Genomic DNA, 22,770 nt, shown 5'->3' with positions numbered 1-22,770 from the left:
GATCATTGACCAAACGTTTGATTAAATCCTTGATCGTTGGAATACGCTCGACAATGCGAATAATCAGTGATTGAATCATCGCACCATAGTTTAGTTCACGTGGGGCACCACGCAATGTCCTTTTTAAAAACAACTGAAAAATCGGTTGTACGTCGAAAGTGGCAAAAATCGCATCGAAACGACGGGAACTTTCCATTTCCAATAATTCTTGGATGTCAAATAGGCTCATTTGTTTTACAATAGTCATAGGGCATTCACCTCATTCAGTATGTTAGTTTCGTCGCTACCATTATACCGAATTTGGGGAGGTGCCCGTTTTTTATTGTTTCAGAACCCCCGATGCTAAAGGGATTAGAATTATGAAATTAACTCATTCAAATGAACAATTAATTTTTGTAGAGAATGATGCGAAATATACTAAATTATCAATAGAAGATTCGAAAAAATTATTTGATATACTACCAAGCGAAACTTGAAGAGGATCGATAAGGAGACTACAGCAGCAAATATCCACACACCAGTCATACAGGCAAAAGAATTACCAATTGATAAACAAACATAGCCGTGGAAAGATATAGAGATCCCGAAGAGATAAAACAAAATGAATACCTCATCAAAAAACAAAAAACGCGTTTAGACACTCCTTTCAGAAAGTCTAAATGCGTTTCATCGTTTATAATACTTTCTCTAAAAAATCTTTCGCACGCTGTGTAGATGGTGATGTGAAAAACTCTTCTGGTGATGCATCCTCAATTAACTTTCCGCCATCAAGGAATATTATACGGTCAGCTACCTCACGGGCAAAGCCCATCTCATGCGTTACGATTAACATCGTCATCCCAGTATCAGCAAGATTTTTCATAACAGCTAATACCTCTTTTACCATTTCAGGGTCAAGAGCTGAAGTAGGCTCATCAAATAAAATTACTTTCGGATCCATTGCAAGTGCTCGAGCAATGGCAACACGTTGCTTCTGCCCTCCTGATAGACGGCTTGGATATTCATTGCGCTTTTCAAATAGGCCTACCTTCGTTAGTAAATCTTCAGCCTTTTTGATCGCAGCTGCCTTATCCATTCCCTTCACATTAATCGGTGCGTATGTTAAATTTTCAAGTACCGTTTTATGAGGGAAAAGATGAAAATGCTGAAATACCATGCCGACTTCTTCACGGATTTTCATAATGTTCGTCCCTTTGTCCGTTAGAACGTCGCCAGCAATTGTAATCTTTCCGCTCGTTGGTTCTTCTAATAAATTTAAACAGCGCAGGAATGTTGATTTACCAGATCCTGATGGTCCAATAATAGCAATTACTTCTTGTTCTTTAATTTCTGTTGAAATACCTTTTAGTACTTCATTTTTTCCATATGATTTGTGTAAATCTTCAATTTTAATCACTTTTTCTCATTCCTTTCTCGATTCGTTTACCAAGGAACGTTAATACAAGTGTCATAATGTAATAGATTATACCTGCAAATAGTAAAGGCTCAAGATAGCGATATGTTGCTCCACCTACAATGTAAGCACGGCGCATAATATCAAGTGCACTAATAACCGTAACAACAGCTGTTTCTTTATTTAATGTAATAAACTCATTCACTAAAGATGGTAAAATATTTTTTATTGCTTGTGGGATAATAATATCCTTCATCATTTTTGCATATGGAATACCAAGTGCTTGTGCCGCTTCCATCTGTCCTTTATCTACCGCATTAATACCAGCGCGAATAATTTCAGAAATGTAAGCACCTGAGTTTAACCCAAATGCAATAATAGCCGTTGGAACTGGGTCAATTTGAATATCTAATAACTGTGGCACTGCATAGTAAATAATCATTAATTGTAGTACGAGCGGTGTGCCACGGAAGATCGATGTATAAAAATCTGCAAACCAACGCAAAACTTTCACTTTACCAATTTTGCATAACGCTAGTAATATACCAACTATAAAACCGATGATTGATGCACCGATTGCAATTTGAAGTGTAACACCTATCCCTTTTAATATGTAAGGGATAGAGGGAATGATTGCTGTAAAATCTAAATTCACAGTGCCCCCTCCTTTCTTGTGCTCTTTTTAAGAAATGAAAGTATAAGCGATAGCTCGAATAGAGCTATCGCAGTTCAACTTGCTTATTTAACTTTTAACCATTTATCTTCTAGCTCTTTAATTTTACCTTCATCAGCTAATTCTTTTAATGCTTTGTTAATTTTATCTTTAAGATCGCTACCTTTTTGAACAGCAATTGCCTTAAAGTCTTCAGGTTGCTCTTTTACTGGGAACGCTTCTAGTTTATCGTTCGTATCAAGGTAACCTTTTGCTACACCACTTTCTACAATCCCTGCATCTAAACGCTTAGACATCATGTCTTGAACAATTTCAGGAATTCGTGTACGTCCTTCAACTGTTGCATCTACTTCTTTAGCAATTTTGTTGCCTAATTTTTCTTGGATAGAAGCGTTTTGAACACCGATTTTTTTACCAACTAAATCAGCTTCTTTTTTAATTCCACTATCCTTTTTCACGATAAACACTTGCTCTGTTTGATTGTATTTATCAGAGAAATCTACAACTTTCTCACGTTCTTTATCAGGTGACATACCAGAAATAACAACATCCACTTTACCCGATTGTAGAGCTGGTACTAGACTATTAAAGTCAATATCTTGAACTTGCATTTCTGCACCAATCTTGTCACCAACTAATTTAATTAAATCAATATCAAAACCAATAATATCTTCACCCTTTGCAGCGTCAACATACTCAAATGGTGCATAATCAGATGAAGTACCTACTTTTAAAACTTGCTTTTCTTCTGTGCCTTCGCTTGCATTTGATTTTTTATCGCTTGCCTTATCATCTTTTGCGCCACATGCTGCTAATACGCCAATTACTAGAACAAGCATTAGCATGAAAATTTTGTTTTTCATATTCACGATCCCCTTTTTTTATGTTTTATTATCTATGAAAATCTAAGTTCTTGAAAATAATCAAATGGATATTTATTCACTTTAGAGAATAAAAAATCTATCTGCTAATAAGATATACCCTTTTGAAATAATAATCAAGCAAAACTAAAAATTTTCCGATAAAACATTATACACTTAATTTTCTGATAAATCAATCTACTTAGATTCCTCAGAAAAAATAAGCTCATCATTATAACGTATGGTTGATTTCCGTTCCGGCTGGGCCCTTTCCTTGGGGCGTCCGACGAGCCCCAAGGAGTCACCGCGCCTCCACTACAATCAACTTATGCATGGCGTACCAATACAATCTCCAACTTTTGGTAATGAATATATTTAAGCAGTTTTATTCAACAAAAGACCTCCCAAAATGGAGGTCAGCCACTTATTTTATTTTTCATCTGCAAAAAGCTTTTCCTTCAACTCATCCTCCCCGGACCCTTCCGCTAAAGGTACACGAGAGCGATACGCTGCACGACATATTAAATGCCCCGCTACAGGAGCTGTAACAAAAACAAAGCCAATTCCTAAAATTAAACGTACACTAACATACCCATCATGCACCCAAAAGTAAATAAATGCGCCTAATAGACATGTTAAGACCGATAATGTCGAACTTTTCGTTGCAGCATGTGAACGCGTGTATACGTCGGGTAAACGAATCATCCCAAATGCGCTAATAACACTGACAATGGAGCCAATCAATATAAGGATAACTGCCGCCCATTCAATCATTTGATTTACGTTCAACAATCACACCTCTTTCAATATATTTCGTAAATGCAATCGTGCCGATAAAAGCTAAAATACCCAATATTAAAATAGCTTCTAAATATGCCTTTGTTTTCAATATAATGGAGACGATAGCGATTGCTGAAAGTAAATTAACACCTATTGTATCAAGTGCTATGGCACGGTCGGGCAACGAAGGACCTCGAATCACACGAAACAGCGACAACGCAATCGATACACTGAATAATGCAAGAGCCAAAAGTAAAATTTTATCAATCATTAACGTGTCACCTCCATGATTGCTTGTTCAAATTTCCCTATTGAACGAATGACAGCTTCTTTCGATTGTTCAATATCCATTGCATGAATATAAAACAGATCTCCCTCTTCAGAAACTTCCATCACGACTGAACCTGGAGTCAGGGTGAGCAACAACGCAAGAGCTGTTATTTCCCAATCTCCTTTAAGCGCTGTTTTATACGTAAATATTCCAGGAGTAATAGTGAGCTTCGGCGTAGTAATTTGTCTTAATACGCTGTAACTCGATAATAGTAGCTCCCAATTAAAGAGCCATAATAATTTAATGATTGAGAACACACGTCTTAAATAAAATTGTGTGCCGTAAAAGCGGTGCATCGCATATAAGATCCCTATTCCGACGATAAACCCCATTAAAAATGTCGAAAACTGCGGTATAACTTCATCCTGTAACAAGAGCCAAAGTGTTGCGATAAATAAATTCAAGATAAATTGCATCGCCATTATTTATTCACCTCACCTTGCCATGTTGTGCCATCCAGCACTGCATCGATATAGATCGATGGCGTATAGAGCGTCTTTGCTGCATCTGTTACATACGGAGCCATCCATTCAGCTCCAATTCCTAAAGCAATTGTACAAGCTACCAACAATGTTAATGGTAAGACCATACGCTTTGGTAACGGCTTTTCATCCTCTAGACTAATAATCGTTTCACCAAAGAATGAGGAGAGAAATATTCGTAATAGTGAATACAAAACAATTAAACTAGATAAAAACCCTAGCCCTAGTAGAACAAAATTGCCTCCTTCAATAGCTCCTTGTCCAATTAAAACCTTACCTAAAAAGCCGCTCAATGGTGGTATCCCAGCAAGGGAACACATGACAATAAAGAATAACCAGCCAAATAGAGGGTAATTTCGAATAAGCCCACTCATTTTATCAATAACCGTTTCACCGGTAACATACATCATCATGCCAACTGCTAAAAACAGCATGGCCTTAGCTACCATATCGTGCATCAAATAGTATGTTACGCCCTGTAAGGCAGACTCCGTACCGATCGCTAGACCAGCTACTATAAAGCCAACACCAATAAGGACGTTATAAGCGGCAATTGTTCTTACATCTCGCCCTGCTAGTGCTCCCATACATCCAGCAATAATCGTTACTCCCGCCATAATTCCTAGCACCATATGAGTCACTTCAGTATTATTTGGGAAAAGTAATGTAAAAGTGCGGACGAGTGCATAAATTCCAACCTTTGTTAATAATGCTGCAAAAAGTGCTGCTATAGCTGTTGGAGGTACACTGTATGAGCCTGGAAGCCAGAAGAATAATAATAGGCCAGCCTTCAAGCTAAAGACAATTAAGAAAATCAGAGCCACAGTCGTGATCAGTGGGTCAGCTCCTAGCTCCATCACGCGGACAGAAATATGTGCCATATTCAACGTTCCAACGGTTCCATATAAAAAAGCTAGTGCCACTAGGAAAATCCAAGAGGCAACAATATTAATAAGGACATATTTTAATGCCTCTCGCAGCTGAACTTTCTCTCCACCTAAACTAATGAGCGCATAAGAAGCAAGTAACATCACCTCAAAGCACACAAACAAGTTAAAAATATCCCCTGTTAGAAATGAGCCATTCACACCCGCTACCATAAGTAGGACAAACGGGTAAAAATACATCTTTTCAAAGTTCTTACCGATTGTAAAAATGGCATATAACAGACAAATGGCTGCGACAATATTCGCCACTAATACAAGAAGCATTGCGAACGAATCAGCAACAAATAAAATGCCGAATGGTGGTGCCCAGCCACTAAAATCAATACGCATTACACCTTGTTTCTGAATCTCTTGTAATAAAATGACACTAATAAGGACAACAAAGCTTAATGTCAATAAACTAATGATTCGCTGTAAAAAAACATTGTCACGTAAAAACACAAGTAAAATGGCCGTAATAACCGGCACAATTAATGGTAAAACAATCATATTACTCATCCGGCGTACCTCTCAATTCATCAAAATTCGCCGAACCGTTCGTTTTATAAGCTCGGTAACCGAGAACAAGCACGAACGCCGTCACCGCAAAGCTAATCACGATTGCCGTTAAAATTAATGCTTGCGGCAGAGCGTCTGTGTAAGGACCTTCAGATTCCTCTAAAAGTGGTACATTCCCCTTCTTCAGTCCACCCATCGTTAAAATCAGTAAATGTGCCGCATGTGATAAGACCGCCGTTCCTAAAATCACACGTAATAACTGTTTCGAGAGGATTAAGTACGTCGCAACAGCTACTAATACACCAACTAACACTAGTATTAAAGACTCCATTGGCTACTCATCCTCACTTATACTTAGAATAATTGTGACTACAACTCCTACTACCGTTAAAGCCACACCTGCCTCGAAAATGGTTACAGTCGAAAAGCCCATCTTCCCGAAGATCGGTACATTTATATAACTATGTGTCTGCGTTAAAAACGGAACATCAAAAAATAATGAGCCGATTGCTGTGCCGGTCGCCAGTAATACGCCAAGCGCTGCAACTTTTTTAAAATCAAATGGCATCCCTTTATGCACTGTTTCAATGTCATACGCTAAATACAGTAGAACAATGCCAGAGGCTAGCACGAGACCACCTATAAAACCTCCACCCGGCGCATGATGCCCTGCAAAGAATAGATAAATACCAAGAGTTAAAATAATGAAGACGACTGTCTTTGTGACCGTACGTAAAATAACGTCATTTATTTTCATGATCCGCTTCCTCCTTTCGTGGCTTTAGCTTCGTTAATGTATACACCCCTAAGCCAGCAATCAGAAGAACGACAACTTCTAGCATCGTATCAAATGCACGGAAATCGCCTAATATGGTGTTGACGATATTTGAACCACCCGCCAGCTCGTAGGAATCATTGAAGTAAGTAGCTACTGGCTCAAAGTGATCGAAATGGACAACTGCTAAGCCTACTAATGTAACTGTGGCGCCAACGAAAATGGAGATAATCACCTTAGACCATTGCATTTTTTTGCGAGAGGCTTCAGGCATTAAATCAGGTAAATATTTAAAGCATAGAAGGAATAAAGCAGTTGTCACAGATTCAACGACTAATTGGGTTAATGCTAAATCAGGAGCACGGAAAATTACAAAGAAAAATGCGATTGAATAGCCAAGTACGCCATTCAACAACATGGCTGTTACGCGGCCTTTAGCGAAAATCATCCACACTGCAGCGAACATCATCACAAACACTAAAATGAGCTCATAAGTCTCAATTGTGGAATCTTTCGCAAAATTAAATGCAATAGCATCAGACCAAATAAAATATCCTGCAATTAGCGCAACAAAAAATACATAGATATAGACAAAATAATGCGTTAAATTACCTGTCATATAACGATTAGTAAGCTTCGCAGAACTATTTTCACTAAACTCAATCATACGATTGTAATACGTATTAAACGTATATCTTTGCGGGAATATCCGATACAAAGGCTTCCAGCTTTTTAACGTTTTAAATAAGATGATCCCCATAATAATGACACCAAAAGTCATTAACAATTCTGTATTAATGCCATGCCAAGCATGAATATGTGGTGTTAATTCACTAGTTGATGGGAATGTTGGATAAATACTTGCCATAGCAGGCTCTAAAATATAATGCCCTAGCACGTTTGGGAAAAAGAAAATCCCAACTACAAAGACGCACAGAATGATTGGCGAAAATAGCATACCTAACGGAGCTTCATGCGGTTTTTTATCCAACTTATCTAGCTGTAATTTTCCGAAAAACGTTCGACTGATCAAAATCATACAGTAAACAAATGTAAAGATACTTGCTACCCATGCCATTATTGGAAAGAGCAGTCCTAAATCAGCAATTGAAAATGCCTCTACATTGCGAATCGCTAGTACCGCTGTGAAAAACATTTCTTTACTTAAGAAGCCATTAAATGGAGGTAAACCGGCCATAGAAAATCCGCCAATGACTGCAATTGTAAAAGTTACCGGCATTATGGCCATTAATCCCCCAAGACGGCGAATATCACGTGTGCCTGCCTCATGATCGACAATACCGACCATCATGAATAGCGCACCTTTAAACGTGGAGTGATTAATAAGATGGAACAATGCCGCAAAGCTTGCCTGCGTATAAAGAACAGTATCTGCAGCATAACCGTAATAATGGCCTACTGATCCTAGCCCAAATAAACTCATAATCAATCCAAGCTGACTAATCGTTGAAAAGGCCAGCAATGCCTTTAAATCGGTCTGACGCACCGCATTAAACGAACCCCAGAACAACGTTATAAGGCCAATCACACTTACTAGCCAGAACCAAACAGCCTCTCCCCCAAATACTGGAGAAAAACGTGCGACTAAATATATACCGGCCTTTACCATTGTTGCTGAGTGTAAGTAAGCACTAACAGGTGTTGGCGCCTCCATTGCATCTGGTAACCAAATATGGAAAGGAAACTGCGCAGATTTTGTAAATGCACCGATTAGAATAAGGATTAACGCTGGGATAAACAGTGTATGATCTCGTATAACGCCTACATTAGCTACGATTTCACGGATACTAAATGTATCCGAAGCTACATAGAGCATCAAAAAGCCTGCTAACATTGAAAGGCCACCAAAAACGGTAATTGTCATAGCTTTCCTTGCACCAGCACGAGATGCTTTTCGATGATGCCAAAATGCAATTAACAGGAAAGATGACACACTTGTTAACTCCCAAAATGTGTATAAGACCATTAAATTATCTGAAAAGACGACGCCAAGCATAGCGCCCATGAATAGTAATAAATAGCAGTAAAAATGGTGAAGAGATTCTTTCGTTGATAAATAAAAAATAGAATATAAAATGACTAAACTACCCACACCCGTAATCAGCAAGCCAAAAATCATACTGAGTCCGTCGAGATAAGTTGTGAAATTTATATTAAAAGAGGGAATCCACTCATATGTATGAATAAACGTTTTACCCTCGGCAATTTGAGGAATGTAGCGCGCGAGTAAAAGAAACAAGATGAATGGAACGGATAAAACAAACCAGCCAAGATGTGCAACACGCCTTAGTCGCCTATAAAGTAGTGGAATAAGTGCAGCACAGACAATTGGTAAAAGAATCGCAAAGAGAACTGTAACCAAGTGAAAACCTCCTACTAACAATTTCGTTCAGCAACTGTTTGATATGGTGCGAAAAGCTGTGGATATGAGAAAACAACCGATAATAAAGTATTCCCAAATCTACTGAAGTTACTACTGTTTTATACTGTGCTTCACACACAAAAATCTATAACAATTGCTGGAGATCATTTGAAAAACTCACTGAAGATGAATAAAGCTAACTAACATATTAGAAATTCTCTTGAAATTTGATTCATGTAATAAAGTGTGTACTCCTTGAATTGGAAAGTAAGTGGTATGTGTTGAAGTGTCATCAATGATTTAATGAAAAGATCTAGTTCATTCAACATTCAGCACATATTTTATGCAGGCTTTTGGTGATTACACTGCATAAAACCAGGGGAATTTTTCAGGCTATGAGCTTTATTTACTGAGAAGCCTGAATAGCCAATAGCGTATTGCCTTAGAATCTTTTAGAAAATGGCATGACTTTTGGAAAGATTATATGTACACACTATCCATGTCACTATGGCGTACCAAGTCACTTGACTAACTATTTATCTAACTGCATAATAGTGTGGCATATAGAAGCAATTGGTTCAAATGCACGAAATGCATAATTCAAATAACTGTAAAGAATAGAGATATCCCTGTTTCCACAAGGTTTTCTCAATATATTATCATTAACTTTTATACGCTTTTTAGTATACAATATAAATGAGCATAATGCACTGTATCAGTATCGATTTTTGCTGTTTTAGACTAATTTTCTCAAAACCGACTGTAGAAATGACAAAATAACGACAAGATTAAGAGGTGTTAATTTTTATGAAGCATGTAAAAGGGCGTTTAGACGAAAGTATATTAGTTTGTGTCTACTATGGGCTTAATGGTGAGCGATTAATACGACGTGGTCATAAAATGGCTACAATGTTAGATTGTCCGCTCTATATTCTTTCGGTCGATTCGCAACCCCTTGATGCATTTGATGCAGAGAAATCTAGCTACATTGAGCAATGGAAAAAGTTATCTGATGAGCTTGAAATTGAAGAGTTCATATTACAAGATAATGAAAAGCGTCCCATACAAAAAGTTATTGCAGAAGTGGCAAAAAATTATGGGATTTCTCAAATTATCGTAGGTCAAAGTGCACAAAGTCGCTGGGAAGAGATTACAAAGGGTTCCTTCCTAAACGTTTTATTAAAAGAGGTTCCTTTTGTTGATTTTCATATCGTAGCTGTCCAACGTCCAACTGACGATGATGCGAACGATACATATGAAAAAGGTGTGCGTGCTTATTTAATCCAAGATCATGAAGACTTTAAAGTAGCATTTACATGTCCTAAATATGTATCCATTGAAGGTATATTCTTCAAAGAGATTGGTACTGACTTTGATAATGGTATTTTTAAATTCACTTACAATGATAAAATGCATGAAGTTCACATATCAGAGGGCTATATACTAGATAAGGAAAAACTTCCATCTGAATTTTTATCACCATTACGTCAATAATAAAAACGCGTTCCCTTGAGAACGCGTTTTAGCTTATCTATAAAATAATGAATATAAATTAAAGTGTAGCATTAATCAAAAGTTGATTTTCACTCCGAGTTGGCGCTTTCCGCGGGCTTGGAGGAAAATAGACTGTTTTCGATGCTCCTCTCAAAAATCACCATACAGCTTTATGCAATTAGGAGTAGCATTTTTATCTTTCACTCTTACCTGACCGTTACACCGCTGAAGCCGGTTTATCTTTAGGTAAGAAAAATGCTACTAGTAATAATAATGGTAGCAAAGAAACAACCATCATCGTAAAATCAATACCCCTATGATCCATTAATACACCAATGACCATCGCACCGATTGCACCCATTCCGAAAGCAAAACCAGTTGTTAAACCAGCCATTGTACCAATTTTTGTCGGGACAAGCTCCTGTGCATAGACAACTGTTACCGAGAAGCTAATCATAATAAGTGTACCGATAATCACTAAAAATATCATTGCTGCCCATAACGGTACATAAGGCAATGCTAAACAAAATGGCATCGGTACAACAACAGACAGTATAATAACGTTTTTTCTACCAATTCGATCTGATAATGAACCTCCGAAAAATGTGCCCACGACGCCAAAGGCCATAAAGGTGAAAATTAAAATTTGTCCAAGGCGAAGACTAACACCATAATGATCCATTAAATAAAATACATAAAAACTTGTAATATTAGTTGTATAAAATGATCTCGCAAAAATAATAGTAAATAGTAACGTCAACGCAATGCCTACTTGTTTCTTTGTTAATGGGGGCAAATTAGAAACTAATACTCGCTTTTTCTTTGCTATACGTTCTTGCTCCAACTGCTTTTTATACCACTTTGCAATTTTACTTAATAGTAGAATACCAATTGCTGCCACTACTAAGACAATTGCGGCACCACGTTGTCCAAAAATAGCAAAAATATAAGCACTAATTAGTGGTGCGAGCGCTTGTCCCGAATTACCTCCAACTTGATAAATCGATTGAGCAAGTCCTCTTTTTGAGCCTGCTGCCATAAATGAAACACGTGAACCCTCAGGATGGAAAATAGCTGAGCCAAACCCTAAAAATAATACTGCAATAATAATTATCCAATATTGTGATGTGAACGCTATAATAGCAATGCCTATGAATGAGCTTGCCATACCAATCGGTAGTGCGTAAGGCATCGGCTTTTTATCGCTAGCAAAACCAACAATTGGCTGTAATGCAGAAGCAAACATATTTAATGCGAACGAAATAAGACCTATTTGTGTGAAAGTTAGCCCTAAATCACTCTTCAATATCGGGAACATCGCTGGAATAACTGCTTGCATCGTATCATTGATAAGATGGGCAACAGCTATTGCAATCATAATTGGATAAACTGGATTATTTAAATTTTCTATTTTCTTATTCATGTCGCCACCTACTTTCCAATTTTATTCAATCTCCATTTATAAGAGATCGTCGCATACTATTAACCTTTTTGCACAAGCTATTCATTGAAATAGCAGTTTTAAGGGAGTTGATTTATGTATGAATATAGACGAATTTTTTAAAGCTGATTTTTGGGAAATGATACTTAGGTCCACACTTTCCTTCTTTGCGTTACTCATCGTAACCCGACTACTAGGAAAAAAACAGCTTGGACAACTTACATTCTTCCACTATACAACAGGTATCACATTTGGTTCCATTGCATCAGAAATAGCAGCACAGGCTGAGACACCCTTTTTAGATGGACTCATTGCCCTCATTTGGTGGAGCGTTTTAACATATTTAATGACCATCATTACCATTAAATCTAAAAAAGCTCGTGTAATTGTTGATGACAAGCCAACAATCCTCATTCAAAATGGAATTATTTTAGAGTCTGCCTTAAAGAAGAATCGTTTGCATATGGATGAATTAGCGATGATGCTAAGGGAACAAGCCGTATTCTCTGTACAAGATGTACAATATGCGTTACTTGAAACTACGGGTAAACTAAGTGTGCTACCAAGGCCTGCTGAACAACCAGCTACAAAACAAGATGTAAAGGCCGATGTCACACCACCAACCTATATACCAACAGAAGTAGCTTCAGATGGGAAAGTTATTTATGAAAACTTAGTTGAACTCCAATTAACTGAAGATTGGCTTATGAAAAAGCTGAAAAAGCAAAACGTCCAATCCGTAGAAGATGTTTATTTTGCTCAAGTTCAAGGAAACGGTTCCTTATATGTAAGCTTAAAGGATAAAGCAAGACGATCAAGCTCTTAACAGCTTGTCTCGTCTTGCTTAATCTATTTTTACAATATCTAATGGTGTAACAATGCCGATTAGTTTTTGATGGGGTTTCCCATGCTCCGTTATTAATAAAGCTTCAAAGCGGCGTCCCCGCTCTACGCCTTGTTTAAAAATATCTTCAGCTTCGTAAATGTTTATGTATCTACTTACAAATTTATAATTCACTCTATTCTTTTCATGCATTAATATATCATGTAAGGTCGGAATCTTCTTAGGTATTTGATCGCCTCCCATCATCGTAGCTAACCAGTTTGTAATTCCTACTGTCGTCACAAGCCCTTTAAATTGATCTTTATGATATACAGGGAACTGTGTAAATTTACGATGACGTATAACTTTTAACGCATGTTTCAGTGAATCCCTTTCCTGAAAAACTAGTACTTTTTTATGAAACATTTGACCAACTAATGTTGGCTTAGCAAGTGTTGCATCTATATATTCAATTCTTTCCACCACGTCTATATGTGGTTCAGCAATGACAAATTCTAACGACGTGCGATGATGAACAATGGCATTTCGTAAATCTGCATAAGAGCGCAAGTCGTCTTCGTATTTACGAACTAGTACATCCTTCTTCTTAGCTTGATCGATAAGACGATAAAAGGGCATAAAGTCCTTTGCACCAACAATATCTCTTAACCTATGATCTATCCGATTAAACGCCGTAAGAAAGCGATCGGAATTTTCTGTAGCCAATTTATCCACATCCTCCTACTTATATTTATATATGTATTTTCTGAGTTGTTCGACAAATCGCGGGTTATAGCTACATTATATTCCTAAGTTATGGATATTCCAAGAACAGTTCTTAGATAAAAAAGCATCAACTCGGTAGGAATTTACCAGGTTGATGCTCTTAAATATGATTAAACCATTAAAATAAAGTTACTTATGTGTAACGGAATAGCACTTCAACAGACATGAAATTCTTACTTTAACCATGTAGCTAAGTACCCTATAGTTTTCTATTAGCAAGGTATATTTCCTTTAAATTTTCGTCATCGATGCATTTTTCTTCATTGTCAAAATTCCTATACTCACACAAATTATTGAGATAACTAATGTTAGAGATAGACTCCACCAATAATCCGACATCTCCATTGTGCCTCTCATTAATTGAACGCCATATACCGGTAATTTCCACGGTGATATTGTCCAAAATGCTCCCACTAAAGAATCTAATATTTGCCCAATAAATATGACAGCGAATGCACATGTTGTTGCTACCACTGTTTTAAAGGCAGCACTCATCATTAATGTCACCGCTATCACTAAGAGTAGCCAAGAAAAATACGTGAAAAAACTTGCCACAAGTGGCCCTATCTCTAATGTTCCATAAAGCACGACCGTATAGTATATGCTCGCAGCGAAACCAGCTAAAATACTAACAAGGCCAACAGTACTCATGACGATAAATTTGCTCATAAAATAAGCGCTGAACGATATAGGACGGACATACAATAAAGTAGCCATTCCACTTGTTCTTTCTTTACTAATGGCTCCTACGAAAGTAGCCATTAATACGAGTAAACCTATCGTTTGAAACTGTCCAATGGAGGCTTGTATTAGGTCAACCGGCATTAATTCAGGCATCAACATTTCAAAGCCTTCTGGTACGTTACCAACAGCATTTAAAATATCCATCATATAATAGTTTGTTAGTGGATCGCTCATGCCGAGCAAAGCAAATACAAGAGGTATCCATAAAAACTTCCAGCTTCGCCAAGCTTCTCTGAATTCCTTTTGCAGAAGTACAGTAAATCCTCTCATATTTTTCTCGCCACCTTCATGAAAATCTCTTCAAGTGATGCTGTTTGTCGCTCCACTTTTCGTATTTTATAAGGATATCTACTCAAATGTTGAAGCAGATCCTGCATACTCGGTTGCTCATCAATAATTTCTATATATACATGATTGCCCTTTGTCTCTCCTCTAAGTTCAGATTGACTGGCAAAAAGTTGTGCCTCTTTTTCAGTGCTAAATTCTACAACATAATTTGGTTCATCGAAACGTTGTCGAACTTCACGTAATGTCCCCTGTTCTACTAGCTTTCCATCACGTAAAAATAATAATTGATCTGTCATCTCTTCGGCATCATTTAAAATATGTGTTGAATATAAAATAGTTGTTTCTTGCTGTAAGCCCTTCAATAAATCAAGAACTTCCCTACGACCTACTGGATCCAATGCAGACACAGGTTCATCCAATAACAGTAATTTAGGCTTATGAACAATTGCCTGGGAAATTCCAAGCCGTTGCTTCATGCCACCAGAAAACGTGGAAATTTTCTTATTTAAATCATTACCTAGACCTACAAACTCAAGTGTTTTTTGTGCTTCTACTTTTGCTTTTTTTGCTGGCACACCATTTAACTTTGCCGCCATTTCAGTAAACTCTAACGCACTTAACCAAGGATGGAATTGCGGATATTGTGGCAAGAAACCAATATTAGCTCTTACATCACCATCCAGCATTTTTACACTTCCGGAGGTTGGTTTTAATAAACCTGTTAACATCGATAATGTCGTAGTTTTACCAGCGCCATTAGGCCCAATTAAAGCTGTCGATGTGTTTTTTTCTAGTGTGAACTCGATTCCATCCACAACTACTCTCTCTGCAAATTGCTTTGTAAGTCCTGTTACCTGAAATAATATCGTCATGATTGCTTTCTCCCAACTATAAAGTATGCAATCGATCCAATATAACTAGTAAAAACAATAAGAAACACCCATAAAATTTTAGGCCCATTTGTTGCATGGACTTTACGTAAATCAACTAAAGCTACAATCATTAAAATAAATTGAACCACTATTAGTGGTGCTATGACTGCCCATGGAACTTTCGCTAACTCCTCCATCATACAGATTCACCTCATCTTTGTTATATTATCACTATAACAAAATCTGTTCTAATATGTATAGCACAAATTTATGTATCTACAGTTATAAACATTCCGGCTGAGCACTTTCCCGGGGCGTCCGATGAGCCGCATCGCTTGCGCTACAAGATCTCATCAATGATCCTGATTCCCAAGGAGTCACTCAGCCTTCACTCTGATCAATTTAACAAATATCATCCATATGTTTCTTCACCTAAATTGGGTATACATTAATTCGAATCAAAACCGTTAGGACCATCGACTGCTAACGCCATAGCTAAAGCGTAGAATGTGCGACGTGCTCCAGCACAGTTTGGAGATTCTTTATCAGTAGTTGTTAGGTCTGTAGCCGAGCTAACAGTCCCACCTGTATTTGAAGCATCAGCTAATATATCTAAGCGGGCTAAATCCCAAAGACCTGAACGACCGTGTGATGGGAAGGTACTTTGACCATGTAATGCTCGACCAACTTCAAGTTGGAGTTTAACTGCTTCCCCGATTTTATTATTTATACTTGCAAATCCTTGACCTGTGAATCCAGGATAAACATTGAACAATCCGACCATGGCTTGATTGATCCCCTCGCCCTTATTAGGTATTTGCCACGGATTTTTAATCAACTCGGATGAACCTAACATAGCATTTTCCGGAATGTACATACCCCAATATTTAGCTTGGCTAAACAAATTATTAATTAAAGTGTTTTTGATAGTTGAATAGTTTGTAAAAATATCTTGGTAGGTATTAATCATCTGAGCGACCATAATTCCAGAATCCGAATCAGAATTTGGAACAAGATTGTACCATGATGAAACTGTTGGATTTTCAATCAAGCTTGCAAAGATTTGTAAGAATGTCATTGCAAATGTATTATATGCTGGAGAATCAAATCGAGATCGCAGCATATTATTCGTTAAGTTTACTTCGGAATATCCATGAACCGGAAGAACTCTTTTAGCAGTTAATGCATCGTTAAAAGGCTCTTGTTGAAAACACCCTTTAGAATCATTAGCAACTGACGTATTTGAACCCCAATGGGTATAGCTAAGAACATCTCTGATAGCATTTTTCAAGTTATAGGCAGGATTTAATGAAGCTCCAGTCTTATTCACTTTTACATCATAAACATGTGCCGCCATCCATAAAGCAATTGTATTTAGCGATTCGTTAAGAATAAATCGCTGGTTTTTAGTGTTGAAATAGGAATGGTGATCTATATAATCTCTACCACTTGTTCCTGGTTGAATAGCAGCAAAAGAAACTTGTCCTGAGCTGTCAAGAACTGTTGGCATCTCTAAGTATTTTTTTTGAGGATCGGTGGATAAATCTGCGGTAGTTATCCAATATCCTATTTGACCCGAATATGGTCCAGTAGCAAAACGGTACGCTTTTTCTGAATCATTGTATGTCCAAGCAGACGGAGTCCGATGATACATTAAAGCATGGTATTCTATAGAACTTAATACTTCATTAGCAAAATAGTCTCGGTATCGCACTAACAACTCATCTACATTAAAAAGTGATACATCACTTTGAGATTCATCCAACTTCTTAAGCATTGCTACACCAAGATAAAGAAAGCCTGCTAATGGATTGATTGACGGGAAATTATATGTTCTTTCCAAAAGCTTAGGAATAACCGTATTAACCATTTCCTTGTAAACTGCATCACGCTCTCCAACCAATGCCTTTTGTTGAGCGAACTGGGCGCAGAACATCATTAATTGCCCAACACCTTGTTGATATGTGGAAGCATCACCTGTACCATTTAATAAATGATTTTGGAAAAATTTCCGCACTCGTGGATATCGACCTTTATCCTTCTTATAAGGATGGTTTAAAGATTCCTGCTCGTTAGACAATAGAAAAGCTTCTGTAAAGGCTTGAGCCTCTTGTAAGGGTGTAAATGTAGTCAATTGATTCACTCCTAAATTTGTATTTTCAACTTACAAACATTAAAGTGAAAAATATTTCCAAAAATAAACCAATTTATTATTTTTTGTGCTGATCCCCATTATGGGATTGATTTTCGTTTCGACTGGGCGCTTTCCTGAGGGGCGTCTTCTTCTTTCAGCGGATGTTTGGGCACCCGCTGAAAGAAGTTAATTTTTATCGATTAAGTTTCATGTTTTATCACCCAACTTTTAATTTTTATCAACATTCACCCTTCAAAGAGCTAACTAAAAAAGAAGATGTACCAAAGTTGAAATAACCTTTTGGTACATCTTCTCATTTATTTGTATAGCTTCTGCAACGCATCTGCCATTTTTGGACGAATTGTTACTTGTGGGCGGGCGTTCTTTACGGCCACTTCCGCTTCCTCTAGAGAATTGGCTATGCCAAGCTCCATTAATACAGCAGTGGCAGCCACTCCTGCGCGACCTCCCCCGCTTCCGCAATGGAAGTACACTTTCTGCCCATTCTCATAGGCAGAAACAATTTCTTTCGCAACTTTTTGAATAGATGGTGCTACTTCTATGTCCTCATCAGCAATTGGCATATGCTTGTACGCATATGAAGCCGCTTCTTGCTCCTCATTAGATAAGCCATTTACTCGAACATCAATGACGATATCAACCGTTTCTTGTTCAAAAGCTAAATCTGCATCTTTCGCACCGCCAAAGAATAATCGATCCTTCACTAATACATCGTAATTTTTCTCCATTGTATGCACGCTCCAAACGACTATTTAAGTAAATGCTTAATATCATCATAAAATGGAAGAGCCGTTAATGCCCCTGCTTTAGTAGCTGCTAAAGCACCAAGCTTATTACCAAAGCTTACACAACGAACAAGTTCCTCTTCCGTTGTAGGTAAACCATTATAATGAACATCGCGTAATACACCAGCCATAAATGCATCTCCGGCACCTGTAGTATCTACTGGCACAACCTTTTCTGTCGGTACATGGATAACCTCACCATTTAATACCGCATATGTGCCATTTTCCCCTACTGTTACTAAAATAATAGGCACTAAATAACTGTTTAATTGCTCAATGCCCTCTTCCAAGCTAGTTGTTTCTGTCAGGAAAAATAATTCTTCATCAGTTACCTTTAAAATATCTACGTGCTCAAAAAATGACGTGATCGTTTCGCGGCAAACTTGCTCACTGCTCCAGCGTAGAGGACGAATATTCGCATCCATTGCGATAATTGCCCCTTTTTCCTTCGCCATCTCTACAGCAGCGTGTGTTGTATCAAGGGCTGTAGGATGGAACATTGTACCTGAGCAAACAGTTAAAGCAGATGCATGTTTAAAAGCTGCTTCATTTAATTGTGTTGCTTCTACTTGTAAATCTGGCGTCTCATCGACATAATCTTTAAAAATTCGCTCACATGCTTCTGTTAAATGTACATAGACACCGCTAACACGCTTCGTAGGGTTAAATACTGCATAATCCAGGCTTACCCCTTCTTGCGCAAGGCCATCTCGAACAAACTGAGAGCCTTCGTCGTCTCCTGTGATCGTAATTAATGCAGATGGAGCCCCGATACGGCTAATTCCCGCAGCAACATTTACCGTTGCACCACCCATATATTTAGTAAAAGATGTGTTTGTTACATCATCTGCGATATAGTCAATAAAAGCATCTCCATAAACTAAAATATAATCCTTATCTTCCTTTGTCATTGTTGTCCTCCCGAAACTCTAGTCATTATAGATTAACACGAAATCTGATATCGTATAAAGTTTTAAACTTTCGGAAAAATAGTATCAGAATATCACCATTTTCTCAAAAACTTGAGTCATGCTCTATCTTTGTTATACTTGCCTATAGAAAGGTGGGGATTTTGACAATGAGTATTACAATTCGACAAGCGCAACCACAGGATGCCCATGCCGTTGTACCATTAATTATTGATGCGATTGGTGATATTGCCAACCGTTTAACAGGTGAACAAACAGCGAAAGCCGTTGAACAAGAACTTACTGGACTATTCAAGCGTGAGGACAATCGACATTCCTATTTAAATACTTTTGTTGCTATTGAGAATGAGCAAGTATTAGGAACTCTTGTTTACTATAATGGTGTCGAAGCCATTCATATGGATGCAAATCTCGTAAAATGGCTTGAAGAAAAAAATGCGCCATCCATCATCATCGATAAAGAAGCTCATGAAGATGAATATTATATTGATACTATTTGTGTAGCACCAGAAGCTCGTGGTAAAGGGATAGGAACATTATTACTACAATTTGCCATAGAGGAAACACAAAAACGAGGCTATACAAAATTATCATTAAATGTTGAAACGGAAAAAGAAGACGCTCGTCGCCTTTATGAACGCATGGGCTTTGTCATTACAGAGCCATGGTCCATAATTGATGAACCCTTTCATCATATGGTGAAGCAATTTTAGGAAGTGAAACAAAAAACATGAAGAAAAATTTATTTTATCCTCTTTTAATTGTCATTGCTTCTAGTAGCTACGGTGTACTATCGACAATTGTCAAAGTAGCTATGCAGCAAGGCTTTACAACAGGAGAGGCAGTATCAAGTCAATATATTATTGGCTTTATGCTTGTTGCAACTATTTTTATAGTGACACAAAGACAATTACCGAAGCTTTCTAAAAAGGGACTGCTTATTTTGGTGTGCGCCGGGATATTTACCGGAACTACAGGAATTATATACGGCGAATCATTAAAGTATCTACCAGCCTCTCTTGCAGTAGTAATGCTCTTCCAATTCACGTGGATCGGCTTATTAATAGATTGCGCGCTTCATAAACGCTTACCAAGTCGGGCTGAAGTGATTTCCATCATTGTATTATTTGCTGGAACTATTTTAGCTGCTGGCGTACTAAATGTAGATTTAAGTGGTATTGCTATTCAAGGCTGGCTACTAGGTTTTGCTGCTGCCTTTACTTTTGCTTGCTTTATCCAATTTAACTCTCGTCACGTGGAAGGTATTACAACTACATCACGCGTGTTGATTGTTTCCTTTGTCGCTCTGATCATGATTAGTATTTTCCTAAACCCTGAAGTACTTTGGAACGGCAAATTATTCGCCGGGGGATTATGGAAATTTGGACTAGCATTGGGGCTATTCGGTATTATTTTGCCGATTTATTTATTCTCTATAGCTGTTCCGAAAGTGGGAGGAGCTCTTGCCTCTATTTTAAGTGCTATGGAGCTGCCTGTTGCCGTAACCGTTTCAGTTATTGTTCTACATGAACCATTAACTTCTTTACAAATAGCGGGTATTATTTTAGTTATTTTAGGTATGATGTTACCGACAATACTTTCGCAACGACGACAAAAGAAAAAATCTTTAGAGCCTATTAGTAAGTAAATACTTTAATCTACATTAGAAAGGGAGATGTATCATTTTTTGATATATCTCCCTTGTTTCATTATTAACTTTTATAAACCAAGTGCTAGATACATAAACGCCGTAATCTGCGCGCGTGTTAAGCTTTCGTTTAGTCTAAAATTGTCGTTTTCATCGCCTAGTACAATGTTATGTACACCCTTAATTTAAAGTTGATAACAGAGATAAAGTCATAACCAATAAAAAAACGCTAAAAATAATAATACGCTCTCTTCTAAATATGAAACATAAAAAGAATATAATAAACGTCAATTTATAAGTTACCTCTAAATAGAAGCTTTGAAAGACAAAATTGAAAGCCATAGTCAGTAAAGCGATCATCAGTAAAAATTCTTTTGGGCGTTTAAAAAAACGCTTTATTCCATGTTCTCGTATTTTCCAAGTTCCAAATAAATGTGATGTATCTACCAATGGAAATGAATCATCATTTTGTTCATATTTTACATATATAGGTTGTAAGTAAGGAGCTCTCCCGTTAAGGGATTGCTGTCCCCAACAAAAAGGATCCCCATTAATGAGAATGGGATTTAAAGTAAAGGCTTCTTCATCATTCTTATATTTTGGTAGTAACTCTATTTCCGTATCTTTAGAAAAAACCACTCGTTGTCCTTCAGTTTCACCAAAATATTTTTTCCAATGTAACGTCTTTAAAGAACTATCAAAAAACCTAAATGGTTGTTTCTTTTGTATGTAGGCCATACTTGTATCGACTGAAATCCAACCTTCATCTTCTATAAAAAACTCGTTCCAAACATGGGCATTCATTTTCCCATATGCCCAGCTTCCAACTACTGTCCTTGCTGGTATTTTTAATGCTCTACATAGTGCGGTAAAAAGAAATGAAAATTCCCCACAATCACCTTCTTTTGCTTCGAGAAACGAGTGAACACCCCTACTACTCGGGGGATAAATATAGCGATAATTTTCTACTATATAATGAAAAATAGCACGCGCTTTTTCATGATCACTTTTCTGTTGGCTAGTTATTTCTTTTGCTAATTTTGTAGTTTCTGTATTTATTGGTGAAAGAATAGTATTTCTTAAATAAAAATTTCTTTCCTCATCCGTCATTGTCTTCTTTTCATTCTTAGTACTATATAATTCTATTTCATAATTAAGATGTAAGCTCTGATCTTTGTTTAAAATATAGTACCCTAGTTTCTCTCCTGTTGGAATATTTGTAACTTGATCGGGCTTCACATTATTCTCGTTAAATTGAATAGCAGGAGGCATAATCATCCAAGGTTCTAGCTTTTCACACAGTTCATTTCTATAAAAAAAATCAACTGTCACAGTTTTACCCATAGTTTTTATCCTCTTTCATTCATATATTAAAGTTAGAAATTCAGTAAAATATTGTTATTATTTAAATTAATTAACAATATTCACCTTAACCTTATATAAAGCAGAAATCAAATATTGCCTACATAACTAGGAATCAATATAGATATCTAAAAGTTTTTGTCTAGGATACCCCCAGCAAGCACATAAACAATTCGAACAGTTTTTAAAATCGTAGCATTCATTTCAAAATCACCAAAATCAACTTTTGTTCACTTTTGTAATAATCTATCCTCAAAACTCTTAAACTTGAAACTCTCCGCTACTTTAAAGAGTTTCCAACTTTAGTGAAGCACTATTGCT

The 22,770-nt window shown here is 37.2% G+C and carries 23 protein-coding genes and 1 pseudogene; 4 read left to right on the top strand and 20 right to left on the bottom strand.

Annotated features, from left to right (window positions below):
- From ACIQ7T_RS25110 to ACIQ7T_RS25060, 11 genes and pseudogenes are all read right to left on the bottom strand, one after another.
- Window positions 1–247: pseudogene (locus ACIQ7T_RS25110) on the bottom strand (IS5/IS1182 family transposase); the annotation flags it as partial.
- A 426-nt stretch (window positions 248–673) separates the two neighbouring features.
- The gene (locus ACIQ7T_RS25105) at window positions 674–1,396 is read right to left on the bottom strand and encodes an amino acid ABC transporter ATP-binding protein (protein ID WP_370079596.1); all 723 of its coding nucleotides are present in this window, start codon (window positions 1,394–1,396) and stop codon (window positions 674–676) included.
- Window positions 1,389–2,048: an amino acid ABC transporter permease gene (locus tag ACIQ7T_RS25100; RefSeq protein ID WP_370079594.1), complete on the bottom strand. Its 660-nt coding sequence runs from the start codon at window positions 2,046–2,048 to the stop codon at window positions 1,389–1,391. The genes ACIQ7T_RS25105 and ACIQ7T_RS25100 overlap by 8 nt, the downstream gene beginning before the upstream one ends.
- An 83-nt stretch (window positions 2,049–2,131) precedes the next feature.
- Window positions 2,132–2,929 carry a transporter substrate-binding domain-containing protein gene (locus ACIQ7T_RS25095; protein ID WP_370079592.1) on the bottom strand — a complete coding sequence of 266 codons (798 nt, stop codon included), beginning with the start codon at window positions 2,927–2,929 and terminating at the stop codon, window positions 2,132–2,134.
- Between the two features lie 426 nt (window positions 2,930–3,355).
- Complete coding sequence (locus ACIQ7T_RS25090) at window positions 3,356–3,715, bottom strand: Na+/H+ antiporter subunit G (RefSeq protein WP_079562765.1); 360 nt, start codon at window positions 3,713–3,715, stop codon at window positions 3,356–3,358.
- Window positions 3,693–3,977 (bottom strand): Na(+)/H(+) antiporter subunit F1, encoded by a 285-nt coding sequence (locus tag ACIQ7T_RS25085; RefSeq protein ID WP_079562764.1) that lies wholly within the window; start codon window positions 3,975–3,977, stop codon window positions 3,693–3,695. The genes ACIQ7T_RS25090 and ACIQ7T_RS25085 overlap by 23 nt, the downstream gene beginning before the upstream one ends.
- Entirely contained in the window at window positions 3,977–4,459 is a 483-nt protein-coding gene (locus ACIQ7T_RS25080) for a Na+/H+ antiporter subunit E (RefSeq protein ID WP_386844898.1), read from the bottom strand. The genes ACIQ7T_RS25085 and ACIQ7T_RS25080 overlap by 1 nt, the downstream gene beginning before the upstream one ends.
- Window positions 4,459–5,964: a Na+/H+ antiporter subunit D gene (locus ACIQ7T_RS25075; RefSeq protein WP_370079587.1), complete on the bottom strand. Its 1,506-nt coding sequence runs from the start codon at window positions 5,962–5,964 to the stop codon at window positions 4,459–4,461. Before ACIQ7T_RS25075 ends, ACIQ7T_RS25080 begins: the two co-directional genes overlap by 1 nt.
- On the bottom strand, window positions 5,957–6,295 hold the full coding sequence (locus ACIQ7T_RS25070; RefSeq protein ID WP_079562761.1) for a Na(+)/H(+) antiporter subunit C: 339 nt from the start codon (window positions 6,293–6,295) through the stop codon (window positions 5,957–5,959). The genes ACIQ7T_RS25075 and ACIQ7T_RS25070 overlap by 8 nt, the downstream gene beginning before the upstream one ends.
- A 3-nt stretch (window positions 6,296–6,298) precedes the next feature.
- The gene (locus tag ACIQ7T_RS25065) at window positions 6,299–6,721 is read right to left on the bottom strand and encodes a Na(+)/H(+) antiporter subunit B (RefSeq protein WP_349661496.1); all 423 of its coding nucleotides are present in this window, start codon (window positions 6,719–6,721) and stop codon (window positions 6,299–6,301) included.
- Window positions 6,708–9,122, bottom strand: coding sequence for a Na+/H+ antiporter subunit A (locus tag ACIQ7T_RS25060; protein ID WP_402874546.1), 2,415 nt, complete (start codon window positions 9,120–9,122; stop codon window positions 6,708–6,710). The genes ACIQ7T_RS25065 and ACIQ7T_RS25060 overlap by 14 nt, the downstream gene beginning before the upstream one ends.
- 807 nt (window positions 9,123–9,929) lie before the next feature.
- On the opposite strand from ACIQ7T_RS25060, the gene ACIQ7T_RS25055 reads away from it, so the two are divergent.
- Window positions 9,930–10,616: a histidine kinase gene (locus tag ACIQ7T_RS25055; RefSeq protein WP_402874543.1), complete on the top strand. Its 687-nt coding sequence runs from the start codon at window positions 9,930–9,932 to the stop codon at window positions 10,614–10,616.
- Window positions 10,617–10,833: 217 nt separating this feature from the next.
- Here the strand turns inward: ACIQ7T_RS25055 and ACIQ7T_RS25050 are convergent, their stop codons facing one another.
- Window positions 10,834–12,039: an MFS transporter gene (locus ACIQ7T_RS25050; protein WP_402874540.1), complete on the bottom strand. Its 1,206-nt coding sequence runs from the start codon at window positions 12,037–12,039 to the stop codon at window positions 10,834–10,836.
- Between the two features lie 118 nt (window positions 12,040–12,157).
- Here ACIQ7T_RS25050 and ACIQ7T_RS25045 point away from each other — a divergent pair, with 118 nt between their 5' ends.
- Window positions 12,158–12,883: a DUF421 domain-containing protein gene (locus ACIQ7T_RS25045; protein WP_370079579.1), complete on the top strand. Its 726-nt coding sequence runs from the start codon at window positions 12,158–12,160 to the stop codon at window positions 12,881–12,883.
- Window positions 12,884–12,901: 18 nt separating this feature from the next.
- Here the strand turns inward: ACIQ7T_RS25045 and ACIQ7T_RS25040 are convergent, their stop codons facing one another.
- The 7 genes from ACIQ7T_RS25040 to ACIQ7T_RS25010 all read right to left on the bottom strand — a co-directional run bounded on the left by ACIQ7T_RS25040 (window position 12,902) and on the right by ACIQ7T_RS25010 (window position 19,421).
- On the bottom strand, window positions 12,902–13,615 hold the full coding sequence (locus ACIQ7T_RS25040) for a CBS domain-containing protein (RefSeq protein WP_370079577.1): 714 nt from the start codon (window positions 13,613–13,615) through the stop codon (window positions 12,902–12,904).
- A 282-nt stretch (window positions 13,616–13,897) separates the two neighbouring features.
- Window positions 13,898–14,680 carry an ABC transporter permease gene (locus ACIQ7T_RS25035; RefSeq protein WP_370079576.1) on the bottom strand — a complete coding sequence of 261 codons (783 nt, stop codon included), beginning with the start codon at window positions 14,678–14,680 and terminating at the stop codon, window positions 13,898–13,900.
- On the bottom strand, window positions 14,677–15,570 hold the full coding sequence (locus ACIQ7T_RS25030) for an ABC transporter ATP-binding protein (RefSeq protein ID WP_402874535.1): 894 nt from the start codon (window positions 15,568–15,570) through the stop codon (window positions 14,677–14,679). Before ACIQ7T_RS25030 ends, ACIQ7T_RS25035 begins: the two co-directional genes overlap by 4 nt.
- On the bottom strand, window positions 15,567–15,770 hold the full coding sequence (locus ACIQ7T_RS25025) for a PLDc N-terminal domain-containing protein (RefSeq protein ID WP_370079572.1): 204 nt from the start codon (window positions 15,768–15,770) through the stop codon (window positions 15,567–15,569). Before ACIQ7T_RS25025 ends, ACIQ7T_RS25030 begins: the two co-directional genes overlap by 4 nt.
- A 248-nt stretch (window positions 15,771–16,018) precedes the next feature.
- The gene (locus ACIQ7T_RS25020) at window positions 16,019–17,704 is read right to left on the bottom strand and encodes a hypothetical protein (protein WP_402874532.1); all 1,686 of its coding nucleotides are present in this window, start codon (window positions 17,702–17,704) and stop codon (window positions 16,019–16,021) included.
- Window positions 17,705–18,021: 317 nt separating this feature from the next.
- Window positions 18,022–18,453 (bottom strand): protein-tyrosine phosphatase family protein, encoded by a 432-nt coding sequence (locus ACIQ7T_RS25015; RefSeq protein ID WP_402874529.1) that lies wholly within the window; start codon window positions 18,451–18,453, stop codon window positions 18,022–18,024.
- A 20-nt stretch (window positions 18,454–18,473) separates the two neighbouring features.
- Window positions 18,474–19,421 carry a carbohydrate kinase family protein gene (locus ACIQ7T_RS25010; protein WP_402874526.1) on the bottom strand — a complete coding sequence of 316 codons (948 nt, stop codon included), beginning with the start codon at window positions 19,419–19,421 and terminating at the stop codon, window positions 18,474–18,476.
- A 167-nt stretch (window positions 19,422–19,588) separates the two neighbouring features.
- Here ACIQ7T_RS25010 and ACIQ7T_RS25005 point away from each other — a divergent pair, with 167 nt between their 5' ends.
- Window positions 19,589–20,152 carry a GNAT family N-acetyltransferase gene (locus ACIQ7T_RS25005; protein WP_402874523.1) on the top strand — a complete coding sequence of 188 codons (564 nt, stop codon included), beginning with the start codon at window positions 19,589–19,591 and terminating at the stop codon, window positions 20,150–20,152.
- 17 nt (window positions 20,153–20,169) lie between these two features.
- Window positions 20,170–21,087 (top strand): EamA family transporter, encoded by a 918-nt coding sequence (locus tag ACIQ7T_RS25000; protein WP_402874520.1) that lies wholly within the window; start codon window positions 20,170–20,172, stop codon window positions 21,085–21,087.
- Between the two features lie 180 nt (window positions 21,088–21,267).
- On the opposite strand, the gene ACIQ7T_RS24995 is transcribed toward ACIQ7T_RS25000, so the two are convergent.
- On the bottom strand, window positions 21,268–22,431 hold the full coding sequence (locus ACIQ7T_RS24995) for a transglutaminase-like domain-containing protein (protein WP_402874517.1): 1,164 nt from the start codon (window positions 22,429–22,431) through the stop codon (window positions 21,268–21,270).
- Window positions 22,432–22,770: the final 339 nt, after the last annotated feature.

The organism is Lysinibacillus sp. NPDC096212, assembly GCF_044763105.1.
GTDB lineage: Bacteria > Bacillota > Bacilli > Bacillales_A > Planococcaceae > Lysinibacillus.
Note: the sequence above shows the minus strand (reverse complement) of the source record. Positions and strands in the feature narration are given on the sequence as shown.

Excerpts from the sequence above, each read along its gene's own strand:
- ACIQ7T_RS25095 (WP_370079592.1), bottom strand. The coding sequence starts at position 2,929 with ATGAAAAACAAAATTTTCATGCTAATGCTTGTTCTAGTAATTGGCGTA.
- ACIQ7T_RS25085 (WP_079562764.1), bottom strand. The coding sequence starts at position 3,977 with ATGATTGATAAAATTTTACTTTTGGCTCTTGCATTATTCAGTGTATCG.
- ACIQ7T_RS25080 (WP_386844898.1), bottom strand. The coding sequence starts at position 4,459 with ATGGCGATGCAATTTATCTTGAATTTATTTATCGCAACACTTTGGCTC.
- ACIQ7T_RS25075 (WP_370079587.1), bottom strand. The coding sequence starts at position 5,964 with ATGAGTAATATGATTGTTTTACCATTAATTGTGCCGGTTATTACGGCC.
- ACIQ7T_RS25070 (WP_079562761.1), bottom strand. The coding sequence starts at position 6,295 with ATGGAGTCTTTAATACTAGTGTTAGTTGGTGTATTAGTAGCTGTTGCG.
- ACIQ7T_RS25065 (WP_349661496.1), bottom strand. The coding sequence starts at position 6,721 with ATGAAAATAAATGACGTTATTTTACGTACGGTCACAAAGACAGTCGTC.
- ACIQ7T_RS25055 (WP_402874543.1), top strand. The coding sequence starts at position 9,930 with ATGAAGCATGTAAAAGGGCGTTTAGACGAAAGTATATTAGTTTGTGTC.
- ACIQ7T_RS25050 (WP_402874540.1), bottom strand. The coding sequence starts at position 12,039 with ATGAATAAGAAAATAGAAAATTTAAATAATCCAGTTTATCCAATTATG.
- ACIQ7T_RS25045 (WP_370079579.1), top strand. The coding sequence starts at position 12,158 with ATGAATATAGACGAATTTTTTAAAGCTGATTTTTGGGAAATGATACTT.
- ACIQ7T_RS25035 (WP_370079576.1), bottom strand. The coding sequence starts at position 14,680 with ATGAGAGGATTTACTGTACTTCTGCAAAAGGAATTCAGAGAAGCTTGG.
- ACIQ7T_RS25030 (WP_402874535.1), bottom strand. The coding sequence starts at position 15,570 with ATGACGATATTATTTCAGGTAACAGGACTTACAAAGCAATTTGCAGAG.
- ACIQ7T_RS25025 (WP_370079572.1), bottom strand. The coding sequence starts at position 15,770 with ATGATGGAGGAGTTAGCGAAAGTTCCATGGGCAGTCATAGCACCACTA.
- ACIQ7T_RS25015 (WP_402874529.1), bottom strand. The coding sequence starts at position 18,453 with ATGGAGAAAAATTACGATGTATTAGTGAAGGATCGATTATTCTTTGGC.
- ACIQ7T_RS25010 (WP_402874526.1), bottom strand. The coding sequence starts at position 19,421 with ATGACAAAGGAAGATAAGGATTATATTTTAGTTTATGGAGATGCTTTT.
- ACIQ7T_RS25005 (WP_402874523.1), top strand. The coding sequence starts at position 19,589 with ATGAGTATTACAATTCGACAAGCGCAACCACAGGATGCCCATGCCGTT.
- ACIQ7T_RS25000 (WP_402874520.1), top strand. The coding sequence starts at position 20,170 with ATGAAGAAAAATTTATTTTATCCTCTTTTAATTGTCATTGCTTCTAGT.
- ACIQ7T_RS24995 (WP_402874517.1), bottom strand. The coding sequence starts at position 22,431 with ATGGGTAAAACTGTGACAGTTGATTTTTTTTATAGAAATGAACTGTGT.